This window comes from Microbacterium sp. LjRoot205 (assembly GCF_056175745.1).
Map to the genome: position 1 here is coordinate 951,771 of NZ_JBGFFH010000001.1, position 19,767 is coordinate 971,537.

Annotated in this window: 16 protein-coding genes; 12 read left to right on the plus strand and 4 right to left on the minus strand. The window is 68.4% G+C overall.

The features are described 5' to 3' along the window. Window positions 1–122 precede the first annotated feature (122 nt). The 6 genes from AC04ME_RS04620 (at window position 123) to AC04ME_RS04645 (ending at window position 7,340) form a co-directional block, all read left to right on the plus strand. Entirely contained in the window at window positions 123–1,448 is a 1,326-nt protein-coding gene (locus tag AC04ME_RS04620; protein WP_309694222.1) for an extracellular solute-binding protein, read from the plus strand. A gap of 62 nt (window positions 1,449–1,510) precedes the next feature. Then, on the plus strand, window positions 1,511–2,395 hold the full coding sequence (locus AC04ME_RS04625) for a carbohydrate ABC transporter permease (protein ID WP_056375625.1): 885 nt from the start codon (window positions 1,511–1,513) through the stop codon (window positions 2,393–2,395). Between the two features lie 4 nt (window positions 2,396–2,399). Then, window positions 2,400–3,305 carry a carbohydrate ABC transporter permease gene (locus AC04ME_RS04630; protein ID WP_311879799.1) on the plus strand — a complete coding sequence of 302 codons (906 nt, stop codon included), beginning with the start codon at window positions 2,400–2,402 and terminating at the stop codon, window positions 3,303–3,305. A gap of 1 nt (window position 3,306) precedes the next feature. Then, window positions 3,307–5,931 (plus strand): family 78 glycoside hydrolase catalytic domain, encoded by a 2,625-nt coding sequence (locus AC04ME_RS04635; RefSeq protein ID WP_475433778.1) that lies wholly within the window; start codon window positions 3,307–3,309, stop codon window positions 5,929–5,931. Continuing rightward, entirely contained in the window at window positions 5,928–6,974 is a 1,047-nt protein-coding gene (locus tag AC04ME_RS04640) for a family 43 glycosylhydrolase (RefSeq protein ID WP_475433780.1), read from the plus strand. Before AC04ME_RS04635 ends, AC04ME_RS04640 begins: the two co-directional genes overlap by 4 nt. Window positions 6,975–7,055: 81 nt before the next feature. Further along, window positions 7,056–7,340 carry a hypothetical protein gene (locus AC04ME_RS04645; RefSeq protein WP_475433782.1) on the plus strand — a complete coding sequence of 95 codons (285 nt, stop codon included), beginning with the start codon at window positions 7,056–7,058 and terminating at the stop codon, window positions 7,338–7,340. A gap of 6 nt (window positions 7,341–7,346) precedes the next feature. On the opposite strand, the gene AC04ME_RS04650 is transcribed toward AC04ME_RS04645, so the two are convergent. Further along, complete coding sequence (locus AC04ME_RS04650; RefSeq protein ID WP_309686033.1) at window positions 7,347–8,279, minus strand: LysR family transcriptional regulator; 933 nt, start codon at window positions 8,277–8,279, stop codon at window positions 7,347–7,349. 71 nt (window positions 8,280–8,350) lie between these two features. Here AC04ME_RS04650 and AC04ME_RS04655 point away from each other — a divergent pair, with 71 nt between their 5' ends. Continuing rightward, on the plus strand, window positions 8,351–10,081 hold the full coding sequence (locus AC04ME_RS04655; RefSeq protein ID WP_042537125.1) for an L-aspartate oxidase: 1,731 nt from the start codon (window positions 8,351–8,353) through the stop codon (window positions 10,079–10,081). A gap of 75 nt (window positions 10,082–10,156) precedes the next feature. Here AC04ME_RS04655 and AC04ME_RS04660 read toward each other — a convergent pair whose 3' ends face one another. Further along, complete coding sequence (locus AC04ME_RS04660; protein ID WP_228385652.1) at window positions 10,157–10,627, minus strand: prolipoprotein diacylglyceryl transferase; 471 nt, start codon at window positions 10,625–10,627, stop codon at window positions 10,157–10,159. On the opposite strand from AC04ME_RS04660, the gene AC04ME_RS04665 reads away from it, so the two are divergent. From AC04ME_RS04665 to AC04ME_RS04685, 5 genes are all read left to right on the plus strand, one after another. Beyond that, window positions 10,590–12,083, plus strand: a complete 1,494-nt coding sequence (locus tag AC04ME_RS04665) for an L-serine ammonia-lyase, iron-sulfur-dependent, subunit alpha (protein WP_455904297.1) — start codon at window positions 10,590–10,592, stop codon at window positions 12,081–12,083. The two genes, AC04ME_RS04660 and AC04ME_RS04665, sit on opposite strands and share 38 nt — an antisense overlap. A 59-nt stretch (window positions 12,084–12,142) precedes the next feature. Beyond that, window positions 12,143–12,895, plus strand: coding sequence for an AAA family ATPase (locus AC04ME_RS04670; protein ID WP_475433785.1), 753 nt, complete (start codon window positions 12,143–12,145; stop codon window positions 12,893–12,895). Window positions 12,896–12,938: 43 nt separating this feature from the next. Further along, window positions 12,939–13,535 carry a TetR/AcrR family transcriptional regulator gene (locus AC04ME_RS04675; protein WP_079112267.1) on the plus strand — a complete coding sequence of 199 codons (597 nt, stop codon included), beginning with the start codon at window positions 12,939–12,941 and terminating at the stop codon, window positions 13,533–13,535. Window positions 13,536–13,613: 78 nt separating this feature from the next. After that, window positions 13,614–14,390: an ABC transporter ATP-binding protein gene (locus AC04ME_RS04680; protein WP_475433787.1), complete on the plus strand. Its 777-nt coding sequence runs from the start codon at window positions 13,614–13,616 to the stop codon at window positions 14,388–14,390. Then, complete coding sequence (locus AC04ME_RS04685; RefSeq protein WP_056375633.1) at window positions 14,387–15,121, plus strand: ABC transporter permease; 735 nt, start codon at window positions 14,387–14,389, stop codon at window positions 15,119–15,121. Before AC04ME_RS04680 ends, AC04ME_RS04685 begins: the two co-directional genes overlap by 4 nt. Before the next feature lie 21 nt (window positions 15,122–15,142). Here AC04ME_RS04685 and hrpB read toward each other — a convergent pair whose 3' ends face one another. After that, window positions 15,143–17,695 carry an ATP-dependent helicase HrpB gene (hrpB, locus tag AC04ME_RS04690; protein ID WP_475433790.1) on the minus strand — a complete coding sequence of 851 codons (2,553 nt, stop codon included), beginning with the start codon at window positions 17,693–17,695 and terminating at the stop codon, window positions 15,143–15,145. Between the two features lie 192 nt (window positions 17,696–17,887). Beyond that, the gene (locus AC04ME_RS04695; protein WP_042537139.1) at window positions 17,888–19,492 is read right to left on the minus strand and encodes an SPFH domain-containing protein; all 1,605 of its coding nucleotides are present in this window, start codon (window positions 19,490–19,492) and stop codon (window positions 17,888–17,890) included. Between the last annotated feature and the right edge of the window lie 275 nt (window positions 19,493–19,767).

Genomic DNA, 19,767 nt, shown 5'->3' on the forward strand with positions numbered 1-19,767 from the left:
GAGCATGTCAATTCATGAAGCGCTTCATTTCTGATCGGTAACGTTCTTGACAGTCTCTTTTTCTGTATGGCATGGTGTGAATGAAGCGCTTCAAAAGAGGCGTCGCTCTTCAAGGAGGAACAGTGACCACAGCAACGAGGCGCGCCCGTCGCCTTGCCCCCGCAATCGCGCTCATCGGTGTCGGTGCACTCGCGCTCTCGGCCTGCTCGGGCAGCTCCGGAGGATCCGGATCGGAATCCGGCGCCGGAGACGGAGAGTTCACCTACCTCGGCCAGACCGAGAACACCACGATCATCACCACGCTGGAGACCCTCGCGGGCGACCAGTGCAAGGCCGCAGCCGACGCCGCTCCGCTGAAGTCCGACGACATCTCGGGCACCCAGTGGGACCAGCAGCTCCAGCTGCTCGCCAGCCAGGATGGTCTGTCCGACATGCAGATGGCCGCGGGAACTCCTGCGCTCATGTCGGAGTTCATCGACGGCGGCAAGGTGCTCGACCTCTCGAAGGCTCTCGACGATCTGGGCGTCTCGGATCGTCTGGTTCCCGCGGCCGAGTCGACCGTCAAGGCGCTCTACGGCGATGGTGCGCTCTATGCGCTGCCGACGGAGTTCAACATCGAGGGCTTCTGGTACAACAAGGAGCTCCTCGAGGCGAATGACGTCGAGGTGCCCGAGACCTGGGACGACCTCGTCGAGGCTGCGTCCACGCTCAGCGACGCGGGCGTGCAGCCGTTCGCCACCGCCGGGAAGGACGGCTGGCCGGTCACCCGACTGGTCGGCGACTACATCTTCCGCACGCTCGGCCCCGATGCCCTGCAGAAGGTCGCCGACGGCGACGCCAAGCTGACCGACCCCGAGTACGTCGAAGCTGCCGACGCGGTAGCCGAGCTCGGCAAGGCCGGATACTTCGGCGACGCGGTCGGCTCGATCGACTACAACGCCTCGATGAACCTGTTCCTGTCGGGCAAGGCTGCGTTCTACTACATGGGCAGCTGGGTCCTCGCGAACTTCAACGATGAGGCGCAGAACCAGATCGGCGCCGACAACATCGGCTTCGCGCGGTTCCCCGAGGTCGAGGGCGGCGCAGGCAGCATCGACCAGATCCCGGCCAATGTCGGCATCCCGGTGATGCTCGCCGAGAAGAACTATGACGACGAGTCGGCCGCCTGGCTGAAGTGCATCGCCGAGGGCTACGGCGACACCGCGCTCAACGACAGCGGAGTGGTCTCGGGCTTCGTGGTCGACAACCCGCCGTCCGACCTGCCCCCGACGACCCAGATGGTGCAGGAGGAGATCGCGAACGCTCCGTCCAGCGTGCTCTGGTTCGAGGCGCTCTTCACGCCCAAGGCCACCGGCATCAGCCAGAACAACGGTGCAGGCCTCGCCAACGGCAGCCTCTCCGGCGAAGAGTTCATGAAGCTCGTCCAGGCAGCCAACGACGAAGGCTGACCCACTCCCGGGGCGGGCGCCGCTCGCCCCGGGACCGTCGTCGTCGCATCAGGAGATCCACCATGCACAAAGTCCTCGGTGACAAGCGCGCCATCTTCGTCCTTCTCGGACCCGCGCTGCTCGTCTACTCGCTCGTCATGCTCGTCCCGATCGTGTGGTCGCTGTTCTACACGGTGCAGGACGGCAACCCCATCACCGGCTTCACCTTCAACGGGTTCGCCAACTTCACGAAGTTCTTCCAGGACCCGGCCGCCTGGGACGCGATCTTCTTCACGCTGAAGTACGCCCTCATCCTCACGGCGCTGCAGGTGATCGTGGGGTACCTGCTCTCCCTGATGTACGTGTTCTGGCTCCGCAAGGGGTCGGGCATCATCCGCACGATCGTGTTCTTCCCCGTGGTGCTGCCCACGGTGGCGGTCGCACTGCTGTTCCAGCGCCTGTTCGAGGCGGCGCCGACCGTCGGTCCGGTGAACTCGTTCCTCGGCATCCTCGGCGTGCAGAACCTCGACTGGTTCGGCACCCCCGACGCATCGTTCTGGGTCATCATCGCGATGGACCTCTGGAGGTCCATGGGCTTCTATGCCGTGCTTCTCTACGCCGGCCTCGTCGACATCCCCGATGAGCTCATCGAATCGGCGCGCATCGACGGCGCATCCGGATGGAAGCTCATCCGCACGATCATCCTTCCGCTGTCGCTGCCCGTGCTGCTGTCGTCGATCATCTTCAGCATCAACGGCACGCTCAAGGTGTTCGACACCGTCGTCGCCTTGACCAACGGCGGGCCGGGCAACGCGACCACACCGCTGACCCTGTACATGTTCCGCACCTCGTTCGCCTACGGCGACTACGGGTACGGCAGCACCATCGCCCTCATGCTGACGATCCTGTGCCTGCTGTTCACGGTCTTCATCTTCCGCTCCACCCGCCGCGATCTGACGAAGGACTGAACCAGTGAGTGCGACAACCGCCATCGTCACGGGCACGCCGCTGCCCACCCGCCGCGACGTCGACCCGAACCGCCGGGGAGCCCGCGACTTCTTGCGCCGCCTTCCGATCCGGCTGCTCATCGCCGTGCTGCTCATCGTCGAGATCTACCCGATCCTGTGGATGATCCTCGGGTCGTTCAAGACGCAGAACGAGTTCCTCAACGAGCCGTTCTGGGCCCTGCCGCAGTCGTGGGACATCGTGAACTACATCGAGGTGTTCACCACGGGTGAGTTCGGCAAGTACATCGTCAACAGCGTGATCGCGGTGTTCCCGTCGCTGGCGATCATCCTCGTCTTCGGCACGGCCGCCGGCTTCGCGCTCGAGGTGATGGTGTGGAAGGGCCGCGGCACCGTCCTGCTCCTGTTCCTCGCGGGCATCATGGTGCCCGCGCAGATGATCCTCCTGCCGCTGTTCACCATCTACTTCCGCACGAACATGACCGGCACGCTCTGGCCGCTCATCATCACGTATGTGGCGTTGGGGATGCCGTTGACGGTGTTCATGATGGCGACGTTCTTCCGTTCGGTGCCGCGGGAGATCTTCGAGGCGTCGACCCTCGACGGAGCCTCGATCTTCCGCTCCTTCTTCTCCATCGGGCTCCCGCTGGTCAAGAACGCCCTCTTCACGATCGGTCTGGTGCAGTTCTTCTTCCTCTGGAACGACCTGCTGATCGCCCTGACGTTCACCAACAGCAGCGACCTGCGCACGATCCAGGTCGGGCTGCTCAACTTCACCGGAGAGTACGGAGCGGTGCAGTACGGACCGACCTTCGCCGCGATCTCGGTCAACGTGCTCGGAACACTGCTGATCTACGTGTTCCTCAACCAGCAGGTCATGAAGGGCCTGACCGCAGGATCGGTGAAGGGCTGACATGACGAACATCATCGAGATCTGGTTGGAGAATCGACGCGGCGGCAAGACCGTCGGGATCGGAGAGGTCGAGCCGCGGATCTCCTTCTTGGCGGATGCCGCGGCCCCGGCGTTCGAGCTGGAGTTCACCCCCGACGCCGGCGCCCCCCGCGTCGTGCAGGCGACCACGACGCAGCGCGTGGCGTGGCCGTTCGCGCCGCTCGCTCCGCGCGACGGAGGCGAGCTCCGTATCCGCGCCGTCGATTCGGAGGTGTGGAGTGAGCCCGTCAGGATCGAGGCGGGACTCGGCGATGACTGGGCGGTCGACTTCGTGTCGCCCTCCGTTGAAGCCGCCCGCGATGCGCCCCGCCCGGCCTACCTGATGCGTGCGGTGATCGCAGAAGGCGCCCTGCCCGATGGCATCGTCAGAGCGCGGGTCTACTCGACCGCCCACGGCGTCTACGAGCTCGAGGTCAACGGCGAACGCGTCGGTGACGACGTGCTCGCCCCCGGGTGGACGAGCTACAGCCACCGCCTCCGCTATCAGACGCACGATGTGACGGCGGCGCTGCGCAGCGGCGAGAACGTGATCGGCGCCTGGCTGGCCGACGGCTGGTACCGCGGTCACATCGGATTCGACGGCGGGGTGTGGGACATCTACGGATCGGACGTCGCGCTGCTCGCGCAGCTCGAGGTCACCACGGCTGACGGCTCCCACCACCGGGTGCCCCTCGAGTGGAGCACGTCTGTGTCGCCGATCACCTCGGTCGGTCTCTATGAGGGCGAGACCTTCGATGCGCGGCTCACGGACGACGGATGGTCGACCCCCGGTCACGACGCCTCCGGCTGGTCTCCGGCGGCCGTGCTCGCCCGGTCCGACTTCCCCGCGGCGATAGAGCCGCCGACGGCCCTGCCGGTGCAGGAGACTGAGACGCTGCGACCCGTCTCGATCACGCGCCAGCAGAGCGGACGCATCCGACTCGACTTCGGACAGAACATCTCGGGTGTGCTGCGCATCAAGGTGCGGGCGGAGGCGGGTCACACCGTGCGGCTGCACCACGCAGAGGTCATCGAGAACGGTGAGCTCGGCACCCGTCCGCTGCGCGCAGCGACGTCGGTCGACACCTACATCACCTCGGGGCGCGGTGAGGAGACCTACACGCCGAGGTTCACGATCCACGGCTTCCAGTACGCCGAGCTCGAGAACTGGCCCGGCGAGTTCCATGAGGGCGACGTCGAGGCCGTCGTGATCCACACCGGCATGCGTCGCACCGGCTGGTTCGAGTCCTCGAACGACGGACTCGACAAGCTGCACTCGAACGTCGTGTGGAGCATGCGCGACAACTTCGTCGACCTGCCGACCGACTGCCCGCAACGTGACGAGCGGGTGGGGTGGACCGGTGACATCCAGGTCTTCGCCCCGACCGCGCTGCGGCTGTTCGCGGCCCACGGCACCCTCACCGGCTGGCTGCGCGACCTCGCGTTCGAACAGCACCATCAGGGACACGTGCCCAACTTCGTTCCGTGGGTCGAGTGCGGCTTCCCGAACTTCCCCACGGCTGCCTGGGGTGACGCGGCCGTGATCGTCCCATGGGAGTTGTACCGCAACGACGGCGACCTGCGCATCCTCGCCGACCAGTATGCGAGCATGCGCGCCTGGGTCGACCTCGTCGACGACCTCACCGGGCACTCGGGGCTGTGGAACACCGGCTTCCAGCTGGGCGACTGGCTCGACCCGACGGCGCCGCCCGAGGACCCCGGCAAGTCGCACACCGACAAGTACCTGGTGGCGACGGCCTATCACGTGCGCACGGCTCGGATCCTGGCCGATACGGCGACGCTGCTCGGCGAGGAATCGGATGCCGCGCACTACCGCACAGTCGCCGAGCGTGCCGCGCGCGCCTTTCAGAACGAGTTCCTCAGCGACACCGGTCGAGTGGTCAGTGACACCCCGACCTCGATCGCCGTCGCGCTCGTGTTCGAGCTCTTCGAGCACGAGGAACAGGTGCGGCGAGCCGGCGCTCGACTGCAGGAGCTGGTGGGAGCCGGCGGGTTCCACATCTCGACGGGTTTCGTCGGGACCCCGATCATCTGCGATGCACTGGTGCGCGCCGGCAGCATGGACTACGCGTACCACCTGCTGCTGCAGGACGAGCTTCCGTCGTGGCTGTATCCGGTCAGCATGGGTGCGACGACGATCTGGGAGCGGTGGGACAGCATGCTGCCCGACGGATCGATCAACCCCGGCGACATGACATCGTTCAATCACTACGCGCTGGGAGCCGTCGCAGACTTCCTGCATCGCGCGGTCGCCGGTCTCGCCGCTGACGCACCCGGGTGGGAGCGCATCCGCTTCGAGCCGCGGCCGGGCGGTGGGCTCGAGCATGCGGGTGCGCGGTACGACAGTGTGCGAGGCACGGCGGCGATCTCCTGGCGACGAGACGGCGAGAGCCTGTCGATCGAGGTCGAGGTGCCCGCGGCATCCGCAGGCGTTCTGGTGCTGCCCGGATCCGCGGAGGAGATCCCCGTCGGACCGGGTCGTCATTCGTTCACCACGACCTTCCGAGCGGTGGCCGACGACCCCGAGCGTCCGTTCTTCGGGTGGCGCAGGCCGGAGCCCGTTCTCGAGACCGAGGGAGCATCATGACGCAGCAGCACATCCGGCCTGGGCAGGTGTGGCTCGACACGAAGGGCGAGCGGATCCACGCCCACGGCGGCTCTGTCCTCACGGTCGACGGCGTGCATTACTGGTACGGAGAGAACAAGGAGTTCTCGACTCCCGGCAGCGGGATCTGGCACTGGGGCGTGCGCTGCTACTCGTCGACTGATCTCGTCAACTGGGATGACCGTGGCGTGATCATCCCACCCGACGAGGACGACGAGTCCTCGCCGCTGCATCCGTCGCAGGGCCTCGATCGTCCGCACATCATCTTCAATGCGCAGACGGGCAAATTCGTGTGCTGGGTCAAGGTGATGACCAAGGGATCGGTGCAGCGCTCGACGGTGCTCACCGCCGACAGCATCCTGGGCCCGTACGAGATCCAGCGCACCTGGCTGCGCCCGCTCGACATGAGCGCAGGGGACTTCGATCTGGTCGTCGACCCGCACGACGGCAAGGGCTATTACTACTTCGAGCGCGTGCACTCCGAGATGATCTGCGCCGATCTGACCAGTGACTACACCGACGTCACGGGGTACTACTCGACGCATTTCCCGCAGCCGCAGCCCCCGTTCGTGCGGGAGGCGCCGGCGCACTTCCAACGCGGCGGGCTGCACTATCTGCTGACCTCCGGGACGACCGGGTACTACCCCAACCCCTCGGAGTCAGCCGTGGCGCGCAGCTATCACGGCCCGTTCGAAGTGCTCGGCGACCTGCATCCGAGCGATGAGTCCCGCACATCGTTCCATTCGCAGATCTCGTCGGTGTTCCGGCACCCGGGCAAGAAGGATCTCTACATCGCGATCGCCGATCGCTGGCTTCCGCGTTACCTCGACCATGGCGACCGAGCTCGTCAGGCCTTCATCGAGCATTTCGCACCGGGCAGAGACGGCGACGAGCCGATGGAGGAGTTCGCCTACGTCGACACCTCGATCGCCGACTACGTCTGGCTGCCGATCCGATTCGACGGCGACCGACCGGTCATCGAGTGGCGCGAGGAGTGGTCGCCCGACGAGTACGAGGACGCCTGACCGGATCCTTCGCGCAGGCCTGTGATCGCCGAGTTCCGACGGGTGCCTCCGCGGCCGACCCCACTCGATAGGCTCGTGCCCATGACGCTTCCCGAGCAGGCCCAGAACAACCGCGTGTGGCATGTCGCGGGCCTTGTATGCGGCGTGCTGGCGATCTTGTCGTCGTTCGTGGTGCCGAGCGGCGTCGTGGGCTACCTCGTCGCGATCGCGATCGCCGCGACCGCTGTGCTGATCGGACACGCATCGGTTCGGCGGCGCGGTGCGTTCCGCGCTGCGGCCATCACGGGTCTCGTGCTCGCCTACCTGGGGCTGATCGTGTCGGTCGGTCTGCTGGTGGTCCGGCTCACCCGCCTGTTCACCGCCTGAGCGACCTCAGTCGAGCAGGCTCGTGATGGCCGGGTCGCGGCGGGCGACCTCTGCCGCTGTGCCGACGATGACGTGGCGCATCGCGGCGACCGCGACGGCCGGTGTGACGTCGGCGCGGTGGGCCAGGCTCACGGTGCGCCTCATCATCGGATGCGAGATCCTGACCGAGCGCAGCGCCGGCTGATCGAGCAGCACCATCGCCGGAACCACGGCCACGCCGACGCCGCGTTCGACGAAGCGGAGCAGCGCGTCCATCTCTGCGCCCTCGAGGACGACCGTCGGAGTCAGTCCCGCCGAGCGGAAGGCCGCGTCGGTGGTCGCCCGCAGCTCATAGGTCTCGTCGAGGGCGATCAGCGGCAGCGTGGCGAGATGGTGGAGGCTCATGATCGACGACGTCGACACCGGAGGCTCGGACGCCGCAGACACGACGACGAGCTCCTCGGTCAGCAGCGGCATGCGAGTCAGACTGAATCCCGAGGGCGGGGGCCCCTCCGACTCCGTGATGAGCGCGATGTCGACGGCCCCGACGGCCAGCTGGTCGACGAGCAGCCTCGACCCGCTCTCGGTCAGGTGCAGGTCGACGCCGGGGTGCGCGGCATGGAAGGTGCTGATCGCCTCGGCGACGAGGCTGATGCAGAGAGTGGGTGGTGCTCCGAGACGCACGCGTCCGCGGCGGAGCCCGGCGAGCTCGGCCATCTCCTCGCGAATCGCGTCTGACTCTGCGAGCATCCGCTGAGCGCGGGGGAGCAGAGCCTCTCCGGCCGCGGTGAGGCCGATGTGGCCGCGTGCGCGGTGGAACAGCTCGGCGCCGAGTTCGCGCTCGAGGGTCGAGATCTGTCGGCTCAGCGACGGCTGTGCGAGGTGCAGGTGCTCGGAGGCGCGGGTGAAGTGGCCGAGGCGGGCGACCTCGACGAACCCGCGGAGCTGCTCGAGGTTCATGTGTTCACTGTATCGATACCAGTAGAACAATGCATTGGAGTTATCAGGGCACCCTACCTAGCGTGGAAGGCATGAGTACTCGCGAACGTCAGATCTCCACCACGGTCCTCGTCATCGGCACCGGCGGATCCGGGCTGCGGGCGGCGATCGAGGTCGCCGAGCACGGCATCGACGTCCTCGCCGTCGGCAAGCGCCCCCGACAGGATGCCCACACCTCCCTCGCCGCCGGCGGCATCAACGCCGCGCTCGGCACCATGGACGAGGGAGACAGCTGGCAGCAGCACGCGGCCGACACCATCAAGGAGAGCTATCTGCTCGCCAATCCCCACACGGTGGAGATTGTGACGCAGGGCGCCGAGCGCGGCATCCGCGACCTCGAGCGCTGGGGCATGGATTTCGCCCGCGAAGACGACGGACGCATCTCGCAGCGGTTCTTCGGAGCTCACACGTTCCGTCGCACCGCATTCGCCGGCGACTACACCGGTCTCGAGATCCAGCGCACCCTGGTCGCGAAGGCCGAGCAGCTCGAGGTGCCGATCCTCGACCACGTGTACATCACGCGCCTGCTCGTGCGAGACAACGTCGTGTTCGGTGCCTACGGCTTCGACCAGTCAGACGGCACGCGCTATCTGATCCACGCGGATGCCGTGATCCTCGCCGCCGGCGGCCATAACCGCATCTGGCGCCGCACCTCCTCGCGTCGCGACGAGAACACCGGCGACTCGTTCCGGCTCGCGGTCGAGGCGGGCGCCCGGCTGCGCGACCCCGAGCTCGTGCAGTTCCACCCGTCCGGAATCATCGAGCCCGAGAACGCTGCAGGCACGCTGATCTCCGAGGCCGCACGTGGTGAAGGCGGCATCCTGCGCAACGCGCTCGGCGAGCGATTCATGTCGAAGTACGACCCCGAGCGCATGGAGCTCTCGACCCGGGATCGCGTCGCGCTCGCGGCGTACACCGAGATCGCCGAGGGCCGCGGAACGGAGAACGGCGGCGTCTGGCTCGACGTCTCGCACCTGCCTCGCGAGACGATCATGACCCGTCTGCCGCGCGTCTACCAGACGATGATGGAGCTGCAGATGCTCGACATCACCACCGACCCGATCGAGATCGCTCCCACGGCGCACTACTCGATGGGCGGCGTGTGGGTGCGCCCTGACGACCACCAGACCGACGTCGACGGACTCTATGCGATCGGCGAGGCGTCGAGCGGACTGCACGGGGCCAACCGCCTCGGCGGCAACTCGCTCATCGAGCTGCTGGTCTACGGCCGCATCGTCGGTCAGGCGGCCATGGCGCATGCGGCGGGGCTCGACGCCCAGCGTCGGTCGGCCGATGCCGTGGCGCAGGCCCGAGCAGAGATCGACGACCTTCTCGTCGCCGACGGCCGCGAGAACGTGCGGGCGCTGCAGCGCGCCATCCGCAACACCATGACCCAGCACGCGGGTGTCGTCCGCTCGGAGGAGGGACTGCGGGCAGGTCTCGCCGAACTCGACATGATCGAGGGACGCATGGAGGACATCGGCATCCACCCCGACATCGCCGGCTTCCAAGACCTCGCGCACGCGTTCGACCTGAAGGCGTCTGCTCTCGCCGCACGGGCCACGCTCGAGGCGGCGCTGGAGCGTCGGGAGACGCGTGGATGCCACAACCGCAGCGACTACCCCGACACCGACCCGACGCTACAGGTGAATCTCGTCTGGTCGCCGACCGGCGGCGTGACGCACGAGTCGATCCCCGAGATCCCCGCGGAGATCGCCGAGCTCATGCGCGAGGTCGACACCGAGGGCAAGCTCGTCGAGTAGCCCTCCCCGAACTCGCTCCCGTCGCAGGGTGCATCGCGACGGGAGCGGCCGGGTGGCGAGCGAGGTAGGAGTCGCTCAGTCGCCCTCTTCGGTCTCCGGACCGTCGATGACCCCGATCCCGACCGCTTCATGGTCGGGCTCGGGGTCGTTGCGCGTCGGGGCCTTGGGCTCTTCCGACGGCTCCTTCTCAGTGCTCGGCTCTTCGAGTTCGTCGTTGCTCGGAACCTCGGAGGGGTCCGCGTCTTCAGGAGAGTCGGCCTCGGCCGGCTTCTCGGCGGTGCTGCCCGTGTCCTTGAACTCGCCGGCATCGCCCGACGACGGTGTCGGGGTCGGCGTCTGGGCCTCGGGGTCGAGGCCGGAGGTCGGGTCCTGCTCAGGAGTGCTGTTCGTCATGGTCGTCCCTTTCGCATCGGATGCATGACCAGGATCGATCTCCGATTCCGCGGCGAGAAGGGCCTTGACGGCGATGCCCCGACCCGTCATCTCGGCCACGACGTAGGCTGAGGAGGTGACAGCGTACGTCTCGGCCTTCGATCTCTTCTCCATCGGAGTGGGCCCCTCGAGTTCCCACACGGTCGGGCCGATGCGGGCGGCGCTCGAGTTCGCGCACCGGCTCCGCGCGACAGGAGCGCTCGATCGCGTCGCGCGCATCGGATGCACCCTCTACGGCTCGCTCGGTGCCACCGGAATCGGACACGGCACACCCGATGCGGTCGTCGCCGGGCTGCGCGGTCTGGCGCCGGAGACCTGCGATCCGGCTGACGTGCGGTCAGCGTGGACCGACCTTCGCGACGGGGCGACGCTGCGAATCGACGGGTCTCACGAGATCCCGTTCTCGAAGACCGACATCGTGTTCGAGCCGCGCACCCGTCTGCCCGGTCATCCGAACGCCATGACGCTCACCGCGTGGGACGCCGCTGCGGGTGTCGTCTCCGAGGAGACCTACTACTCCGTCGGCGGCGGGTTCATCCGGCGGGATGGAGAAGCCGCGAAGCTCGCTTCGGCGCCGCTGCCCTATTCGTATGCCGACGCCGCGTCTCTGCTCGCGCTGTGCGACGATCACGGGCTGTCCATCGCCGAGGTCGCGCGACTCAACGAGACCGCCGAGCGCCCGGAAGAAGAGGTCGCAGCCGGACTCGACGCGATCTGGGATGCCATGGCCGCGTGCGTCGAGAACGGACTGCACTCCGACGGTGTGCTCCCCGGCATGCTCAAGGTCAAGAGACGCGCGAGCATGATCCGCGCCCAGCTCGAGGAGGCAGAGGCCGACGGTCATCGCGAGCTGCCGGGGGAGTGGCTCGGCGCCTTCGCGCTCGCGGTGAATGAGGAGAACGCCGCGGGCGGTCGGGTCGTCACCGCTCCGACGAACGGTGCCGCCGGCATCCTCCCCGCCGTCGCGATGTACTGGTGGCGGTTCCTCGCAGACTCGGGCCTCGGCGCCGGCAATGCCGTGACGCCGTACGGAGAGCTGGTGGGCAGCGCGCTGCTCGGCTTCGACGGCACACGGGCGATCGACGCCGGCGGGGCCGATGACGATGAGGCTGTCGCCGATGCGAACCGTCGCCGCGGCATCAGGCGATTCCTGCTCACCGCCACGGCACTGGGCTCGCTGTTCAAGGCGAACGCCTCGATCTCGGGTGCCGAGGGAGGATGCCAGGCCGAGGTCGGCTCCGCCTGCGCGATGGCCGCCGGAGGGCTGACGGCCGTCATGGGCGGCACCAACCGGCAGATCGAGAACGCCGCCGAGATCGCGATGGAGCACCACCTCGGGCTCACATGCGACCCCATCGGCGGCCTCGTGCAGATCCCCTGCATCGAGCGCAACGCCATCGCGGCGTCGACCGCGGTCACGGCCGCCCGTCTCGCGCTGCGCGGCGACGGCAGCCACTACGTCTCGCTCGATGCGGTCGTCGAGACGATGCGCCAGACCGGCATCGACATGTCGACGAAGTACAAGGAGACCAGCGAGGGCGGCCTCGCTGTCAACGTGATCGAGTGCTGATCCGACCTCCCGACGGTCGCGTCGGTGGCTGCGGCTAGCCTCCTTCGGAGGAGGAACGCATGGAATCGATCTGGACCCCCGGCAGCCGTCGTCGACGAGAGCAGCCGGTCGTCGCCGTGCGAGCGAGCGACGACGCGCCGGAAGTCGGGCGGGTCTGGCCGATGAGCATCCCCGCGGTGGCCCAGGTGCTGGAGGAGGGGATCGACCTCTCGCCCGGGGTGACGTTCCTCGTCGGCGAGAACGGCAGCGGCAAGTCCACGATCGTCGAGGGGATCGCGATCGCATACGGACTCTCGCCCGAGGGGGGGTCGAAGTTCGCCAGACACAGCACGCGACCGACGGAATCACCGCTGTCGGAATGGCTGCAGCTGCAGCGAGGTGTCGGAGCGAACCGCTGGGGATTCTTCCTGCGGGCCGAGACGATGCATTCCTTCTACACGTACCTCGAAGAGAACCCCTCGCCGCGGGGAGACCTGCCGTTCCACGAGATGAGTCACGGCGAGTCGTTCCTCGCCCTCCTCGAGAGCCGATTCGACGAGCCGGGCTTCTACTGTCTCGACGAGCCCGAAGCAGCGCTGTCGTTCCAGTCGACGCTCACCCTCATCGCCGTCCTGCAGCGCATCGTCGACGACGGCGGTCAGGTGCTGTGCGCCACGCATTCGCCGGTGCTCGCTGCGCTGCCGGGCGCAAGGATCCTCGAGGTGGGTGACTGGGGCATCCGTCCTGCCGAGTGGAACGACCTCGAGCTCGTGAACCACTGGCGCTCGTTCCTGCAGGACCCGCCGCGGTATCTGCGGCACCTGCTCGACTAGGGTCGCGTCCCGGCACCCCGGTCGCGGGTCGTAGGCTGACGCCATGACCGAGCAGCGTGCGCCGAGGAAGCGCGGTCGTCCGAGGGGTGGCTCGGACTCGCGCGAGCGCATCATCGGTGCCGCCGTCGACGAGTTCGGCGAGCAGGGGTATGACGGGTCGACGGTGCGCTCGATCGCCAGCAGGGCCGGCGTGGATTCCGCGCTCGTGCACCACTACTTCGGCACCAAGGCCGATCTGTTCGCGGAGGCGGTCGGCATCCCGCTCCGACCTGACATCGATGTGCCCGGAATCGTCGCCGGCCCCCGAGGGGAAGTCGGCGAACGGCTCGTCCGCTATGTTCTCGAGGCGTTCGAGCAGCCCGACATCCGCCGACGCGGGGTGATGCTCATGCGCACCGCGATCGGCAGCCGGCTCACGACGCCGCTGCTGGCCGGGTTCCTCGCGCGCGAGCTCATCGGCAAGATCGCGAAGACGCTCGGCGTCGCGGATGCGGAGTTGCGGGCGGCCCTCGTCGCGTCGCAGATCGCGGGGCTGCTGCTCACGCGGTATGTGCTGAAGCTCGCACCGATGGCCTCCGCATCCGTCGACGACATCGTCGCGCGCGTCGGTCCCACCGTGCAGCGGTATCTCTTCGAGTAGTTCGGGGCCGACCCGACTCCACACCCACCACCACGGAACCCGTTGACCTCGCCCGTCGGCGAGCGCATAATTCATCACATGATGAATAAAGCGGCGGTCGAGGTCGCAGGGCTGCACGTGCGCCGGGGGAAGACCGTCGTCTTCGACGGGACCGACCTGACGATCCCGCAGGGCGAGATCACCGGTCTGCTCGGGCCCTCCGGATGCGGCAAGACCACCCTGATGCGTGCGATCGTCGGCGTGCAGAGGGTCGCCGCAGGCACGGTGACGGTGCTCGGCGAACCGGCCGGATCGGCGCAGCTGCGCCATCGCGTGGCCTACGGCACTCAGGGCGCTGCCGTGTACGGCGACCTCACCGTGCGTCAGAACCTCTCGTACCTCGCGGCAGTGCTGAAGGCGCCGAAGGGCGATGTCGATCGGGTGATCGCGGAGGTCGGTCTCGGAGCGCAGGCGGGTCAGCTCGTCGAGTCGCTCAGCGGCGGCCAGACCACACGGATCTCGCTGGCCATGGCGCTCATCGGGTCTCCCGAGCTCATCGTCCTCGACGAGCCGACCGTCGGCCTCGACCCGGTGCTCCGCGTCGAGCTGTGGAATCTGTTCCGCGGGCTCGCTCAACGCGGAGTGACGATGATCGTCTCCAGCCACGTGATGGACGAGGCGCTGAGGTGCGACCGGCTCGTGCTGATGCGCAGCGGGCGGATCATCGCCGACACGACCCCGAAGGCCCTCCTCGCAGAGACCGGCACCGGCGACCCCGATGCGGCATTCCTCGCTCTGATCGAACGCGACAGTCGGATGCAGGACCGCCAGCCTCCCGGCACCACGAGGCGCGAGCGTCGGGAGGCGGCGGAATGAACGGCCGTCGGATCCTCGCCACAGCGGGCCGGGTGCTCGGTCAGCTGCGCCATGACCCGCGGTCGATCGCACTCATGCTCGTCGCGCCGAGCCTGCTGGTCGGTCTGTTCGCGTGGCTGTTCAGCGACCAGGACGGTGTGTTCGATCAGTTCGGCGGTGCGATCCTCGCGCTGTTCCCGTTCATCGTGATGTTCCTCATCACGTCGATCACGACCCTGCGCGAGCGCCGCTCCGGAACCCTCGAGCGTCTCATGACGACTCCGCTCGGCAAGGCGGACTTCATCCTCGGATACGCCCTGGCCTTCGGAGTCATGGCGCTGCTGCAGGCGGTCATCACCGTGTCGTTCGCGGTCGGTGTCTGCGGCCTCGATGTCGACGGCGAGCTGTGGCAGCTCGGACTCGTCGCCGTGGTCGACGCGCTGCTGGGAACAGCGCTCGGACTGCTCGCGAGCGCGTTCGCCCAGACCGAGTTCCAGGCGGTGCAGTTCATGCCGCTGCTCGTCTTCCCGCAGATCATCCTCGGCGGGCTGTTCATGCCGCGGGATCAGATGCCCGATGTGCTGTACGCGATCTCCGACTGGCTGCCGCTGAGCTATGCGATCGACACGATCAACGCCGTGACCGCCGGGGACGAGGGGTGGGACGTCTATGCCCCGTTGCTCGTGGTCGTCGCCTTCGGCATCGGAGCCCTCGTGCTCGCGTCGCTGACCCTGCGGCGCCGCACGCCCTGACGCATCAGCGCCGGCCGCTGCTCAGCGCGCCGAGCGGTTCTTGGTGTGCTTCGTGGGCACGGCGGCCCAGGGATCCTCAGGCCACGGATGCCGCGGGTAGCGCCCCCGCATCTCGGCGCGCACCTGGCCATATGGACCGGACCAGAACGAGGCGAGATCATCGGTGACCGCGAGGGGACGACCCGCGGGCGACAGCAGATGGAACAGCACAGGCACTCGCCCGTCGACCAGCCGAGGGGTCTCCGCCCAGCCGAAGCACTCCTGCAGCTTCACGGCCACGACAGGGCGCGCCGTGGCGTCGGCGGGGTCGGGGTAGTCGATGCGGATGCGCGAGCCGGTGGGCACCTCGAGGCGTTCCGGAGCCAGCTCGTCGAGTCGCGCGGCGTCGGGCCACGGCAGCAGGCGCCGCAGCGCTGACGTCAGAGAGATCCGCCCCGCAGGCGTGCCGCCGGCCAGCACGTCGAGCTCGGGAGCCAGCCATTCGTCGAGAGCGTCGAGCAGCCCGGCATCCGACACATCGGGCCAGGGGGCGCCCAGCTCTCGTCGCAGCAGCCCCAGTCGGCAGCGCAGCGCGGCGGCCGAGTCAGACCAGGTGAACATGTCGAGCCCCTCACGCCTGATCGCGCGGCGCACGGCGTCGCGCCCCTCCTGGGCCGATGCCCGGACAGGCGAAGACGAACGCAGGATCGCGCCGACGCGCCGCTCCCGCCGCGCCTGGACACGGCCGGCCGTGAACTCCGCCTCGACGCGGTCGGTCATCAGGTGATTCGCGGCGCGCTCCATCTGCGCTTCGGTGAGCACGGCCGCCGATCGGATGATCGCGCCTGAGCCGGCAGTCGCCCGTGCCGAAGCGCGCGCGACGTCAGCGACCGCGAGCCACTCGACGGCACCGAGCGGGCCGCGCACCCCGGCCCGGGTTCCGGATGCCAGCAGAAACGTCGCCCCTTCGGCGGTGCGCTCGACGCGATGGGCGATCCGCTCGGGGAACGCCAGGGCGATGACGAAGCCTACGCCGTCGAGGCCCGAGCGTGCGTCCGGTGTCGGACGGACCATGCGCTCGAGGCGATTCGCATCGTCGCGCCATCGTCGCGCGTCCGGTGTGCGTCCGCCTCGCAGGGTGATGAGTGCGTGAGCGACGTCGGCCTCGGCGATACGCAGGTCGCCGCCGAGCACCGCGACGACCTCGGCCGCGAGGCGGCTGCCGACCACGGGGCTCCCGTCGCGGAGCGCGCGGGCAAGGCGGGGGTCAGCAGGAACTCGTGCGAGGGCACGGCCTTCGGCGGTCGCGCGACCCTCGTGGTCGATCGCGCCGAGACTGCGAAGCACCGAGACGGCATCAGCCAGGTTGTCTGCGGGCAGCGGATCGATCATGCGCAGACCTGCGCCACCCGGAGCGCCCCAGCAGGCGAGCAGCAGAGCGGCATCCGCGAGGTCGGTCACCGCGATCTCCGGAGCCGGGCGTGCAGGGGCTGCCGCGGAGGAGCGCTCGTCGACGCAGCGGATGACGACGCCGGGGCCCTGGCGTGTGGCTCGGCCGGCGCGCTGCACGCACGATGAGCGTGACGCGGCGGTCGTGACCAGACCCGTCATGCCGCGGGTCGCGTCGCGCTGAGGATGCCGCGAGAGACAGCTGTCGACCACCAGACGCACACCGGGCACCGTGAGCGAGGACTCGGCCAGCGATGTCGTGACGATGATGCGCGGGCGGTCGTTCGAGGAGCGGCCGCGGATCACGGCATCCTGTTCCGCCGCGGGGATCTGGCCGTGCAGCTCCCGCACGTCGAACGCATCGCTCGTGTCGCGGATGCGACGGGCGATCTCCGACACCTCGCGTGCGCCCGGTGCGAAGACCAGCACGTCGGCGTCGGGGTTCTCGCGTCGCAGATCGAGGGCCGCTGACGTGGTGGTGCGGGCGACGTGGTCGAGGAACCCTCTGGTGACTCCGCGCTCGTCGAGGCGCGGTGTCGCGCTCGGCGCCCAGCGCTCGATGAGCGGGAAAGCGGGGACGTCGTGGTCGACGACCGGAGCCGGATGGTCATCCGCGCCGAGGACTGCGGCGATGCGCGCGGCGTCGAGCGTGGCCGACATCGCGACGACGACGAGGTCGTCCCGCAGCTCGCGCACCTCCGAGAGCAGGCCGATCAGCAGATCGGTCTCGAGTGCGCGCTCGTGCACCTCGTCGATGATGACGGCATCCACGCCGTCGAGGCCCGGGTCGTCGATCATGCGCCGCAGCAGCACTCCTGCGGTGACGAATTCGACCCGGGTCTGCGGTCCCGCCGAGCGCTCACCGCGCACCGTGAAGCCGACGCGGGTGCCCAGCGGCGAGCCGTCGAGCTGCGCGAGGCGCCGCGCAGCTGCCCGGGCGGCGACGCGACGAGGCTGGGTGACGATCACTCGTCCGGTCGATCGCGATGCGAGGAGCGGCGGCACGAGGGTGGTCTTGCCCGTGCCGGGCGGTGCGCTCACGACCACCGACCCGCTTTCGTCCAGGGCAGTCGAGAGCTCGTCGAGAGCGGCCGCGAACGAGAGGCCCGCGCCGATGGCGGCGAGGTCGAAGGCGGCGGGCGTCATCACTCCAGTCTGCCCCGCCGGAGAACGGCGTTCACAATTCAGCATGAAGATGCTCGACCTGTCCCAGAAAGCGATCCCCGGCCCCCGACGCCCCGATTCATGCTGAACAGTAAACGGTGCTCTCCCCGAGACGACGGATGCCGCGACCGATCCGGCCGCGGCATCCGCTGTGTGCTGTGTGCTGTGTGCTGACTACTCCGCTGCCGGAGCCGGCGGTGCGGGCGGCGGCGGGGTGGTCGGGGTCGACGTGCGCGTCGCGGGAGCAGACGGCGCGGATGCCGCAGCCACCCCCTCGCCGATTCCGCGGCCGACGGCCTGACCCTGGATGATCGACGCGAGGTCGAGTCCGGTGGCCGAGCTGACGCTGTCGAACACGGACTTCAGCGCCTTCGCGCTGTCGGCGCCGACGAGGTTCGACGCGCCGTCCTCGCCCGAGCTGCCGATGATCGACACGTTGCCGATCGCGGCGTAGCCCTTCGAGAACTCCGCCATGATCGACGGCAGCACGTCGAGCACGCGCTGCGACAGGAACGCGTCCTGGTTCGACGCGATGGCCTTCGCCTCGGCCTCGACGGCGGCGGCTCGCGCCTCACCCTCGGCACGGATGGCGTCTGCCTCGGCGTTCGCACGCAGGCGGCGGGCCTCGGACTCGGCCTCGGCCTGCGCGCGAAGGGCGTCTGCCTCACCGGTCGCACGCGCGATCGCGGCTGCGGCCTCACCGTCGGCCTTGGCCTTGTCGGCCTGTGCCTGCTGCTCGGCGATGCGGGTGCGGGCCTCGGCCTGCTTGACCTGCTCGATCGCGCCGGCCTCGGCTGCACGCTCACGCGTGTAGAGCTCGGCCTGTGCGCGGGTCTCGGCCTCGTATCGCTGAGCGTCGGCGACGCGCTTGACATCGGCGTCGAGCTGAGCCTGACGGTTCTCGGCCTGCTGCTGCAGAACGGCCTGCTGAGCCTGCTCGCGGGCGAGGTTCTCGGCCTGCTCGGCCTCGGCGCGCGCACGGCCGATGCCGGCGTTGGCGTTGGCGGTGTTCGTGTCGAGGGCGGTCTGCTCGACCAGGTTGGCTTCCTGGTTGGCGATGTTCTTCTGGTTGATCGCACGGTCGGCGTTGGTCTGCGAGATCTCCGCCGACTGACGCTTCGCCTGGATCTCGGGAGCACCGAGCGACTGGATGTAGCCGACCTTGTCGGTGATGCCCTTGATCTGGAACGAGTCCAGGATCAGACCCTGCTCGGCGAGCTCCTGCGAGACGTCGGCGGCGATCTGGTCGGAGAACTTCTTGCGCTCGCGCATGAGCTCGACGACCGACAGGGTCGCGACGATGCCACGGAGCGCACCTTCGAGCTGCTCGGTGGTGAACTGCTCGATGGCCTTGTCCTGCGAGGCGAAGCGCTCGGCGGCGCGACGCACGAGGATGGGGTCGGAGCCGATCTTCACGATCGCGACACCGTCGACGTTGAGCGTGACGCTGTCGAGCGACTGGGCCTCGGCATTGAGCGAGACCTGACGCGAGCGCAGCGAGATGATCTCGTGGCGCTGCGTGATGGGGTTCACCAGCGACTTGCCGTTCACGATGACCGTGACGGGCGACTCCGACATCTCGTCTCTGGTCGAGCCGTCTGCGCCGATGACGGCGCGCGCCACCTTCTGTTTGCGTCCCGAGATGACGAGCGCCTCATCGGCGCGCGCCACCTTGATCCAGCTGCGTGCGAACAGCAGCAGGATGAGCAGGACGACGATAGCGATGGCTATGCCGATGCCGACGATGATGAGGATGCCTACGACTCCGGCGATCTCCATGGATGACCTCCCTGGTTCCCCCCGAGGGGGCGGTCTCGGATGCCGGCGCGGCCGCGCGGGCGTTCACGCTCCACCCTGCCAGAGATCGGGGTATGCCGTCGAAGGAGTCGACGACTCGGGATGCGCCTCGGGAGGAGAAATGCGCTTGGGGAGGAGGTCTCAGCCCGAGATCTCCTCCCGTGACGCAGATCTCCTCCCGTGGGGCAGGCTTCTCCCGTGACGCAGATCTCCTCCCGTGGGGCAGGCTTCTCCCGTGACGCAGATATCCTCCCGTG

Coding starts and splice junctions, on each gene's coding strand:
- AC04ME_RS04660 (WP_228385652.1), bottom strand. CDS start 10,627: ATGGAGAAGAGATCGAAGGCCGAGACGTACGCTGTCACCTCCTCAGCC.
- AC04ME_RS04675 (WP_079112267.1), top strand. CDS start 12,939: ATGACCGAGCAGCGTGCGCCGAGGAAGCGCGGTCGTCCGAGGGGTGGC.
- AC04ME_RS04650 (WP_309686033.1), bottom strand. CDS start 8,279: ATGAACCTCGAGCAGCTCCGCGGGTTCGTCGAGGTCGCCCGCCTCGGC.
- AC04ME_RS04625 (WP_056375625.1), top strand. CDS start 1,511: ATGCACAAAGTCCTCGGTGACAAGCGCGCCATCTTCGTCCTTCTCGGA.
- AC04ME_RS04685 (WP_056375633.1), top strand. CDS start 14,387: ATGAACGGCCGTCGGATCCTCGCCACAGCGGGCCGGGTGCTCGGTCAG.
- AC04ME_RS04670 (WP_475433785.1), top strand. CDS start 12,143: ATGGAATCGATCTGGACCCCCGGCAGCCGTCGTCGACGAGAGCAGCCG.
- AC04ME_RS04695 (WP_042537139.1), bottom strand. CDS start 19,492: ATGGAGATCGCCGGAGTCGTAGGCATCCTCATCATCGTCGGCATCGGC.
- AC04ME_RS04640 (WP_475433780.1), top strand. CDS start 5,928: ATGACGCAGCAGCACATCCGGCCTGGGCAGGTGTGGCTCGACACGAAG.
- AC04ME_RS04680 (WP_475433787.1), top strand. CDS start 13,614: ATGATGAATAAAGCGGCGGTCGAGGTCGCAGGGCTGCACGTGCGCCGG.
- AC04ME_RS04635 (WP_475433778.1), top strand. CDS start 3,307: ATGACGAACATCATCGAGATCTGGTTGGAGAATCGACGCGGCGGCAAG.
- AC04ME_RS04655 (WP_042537125.1), top strand. CDS start 8,351: ATGAGTACTCGCGAACGTCAGATCTCCACCACGGTCCTCGTCATCGGC.
- AC04ME_RS04645 (WP_475433782.1), top strand. CDS start 7,056: ATGACGCTTCCCGAGCAGGCCCAGAACAACCGCGTGTGGCATGTCGCG.
- hrpB (WP_475433790.1), bottom strand. CDS start 17,695: ATGACGCCCGCCGCCTTCGACCTCGCCGCCATCGGCGCGGGCCTCTCG.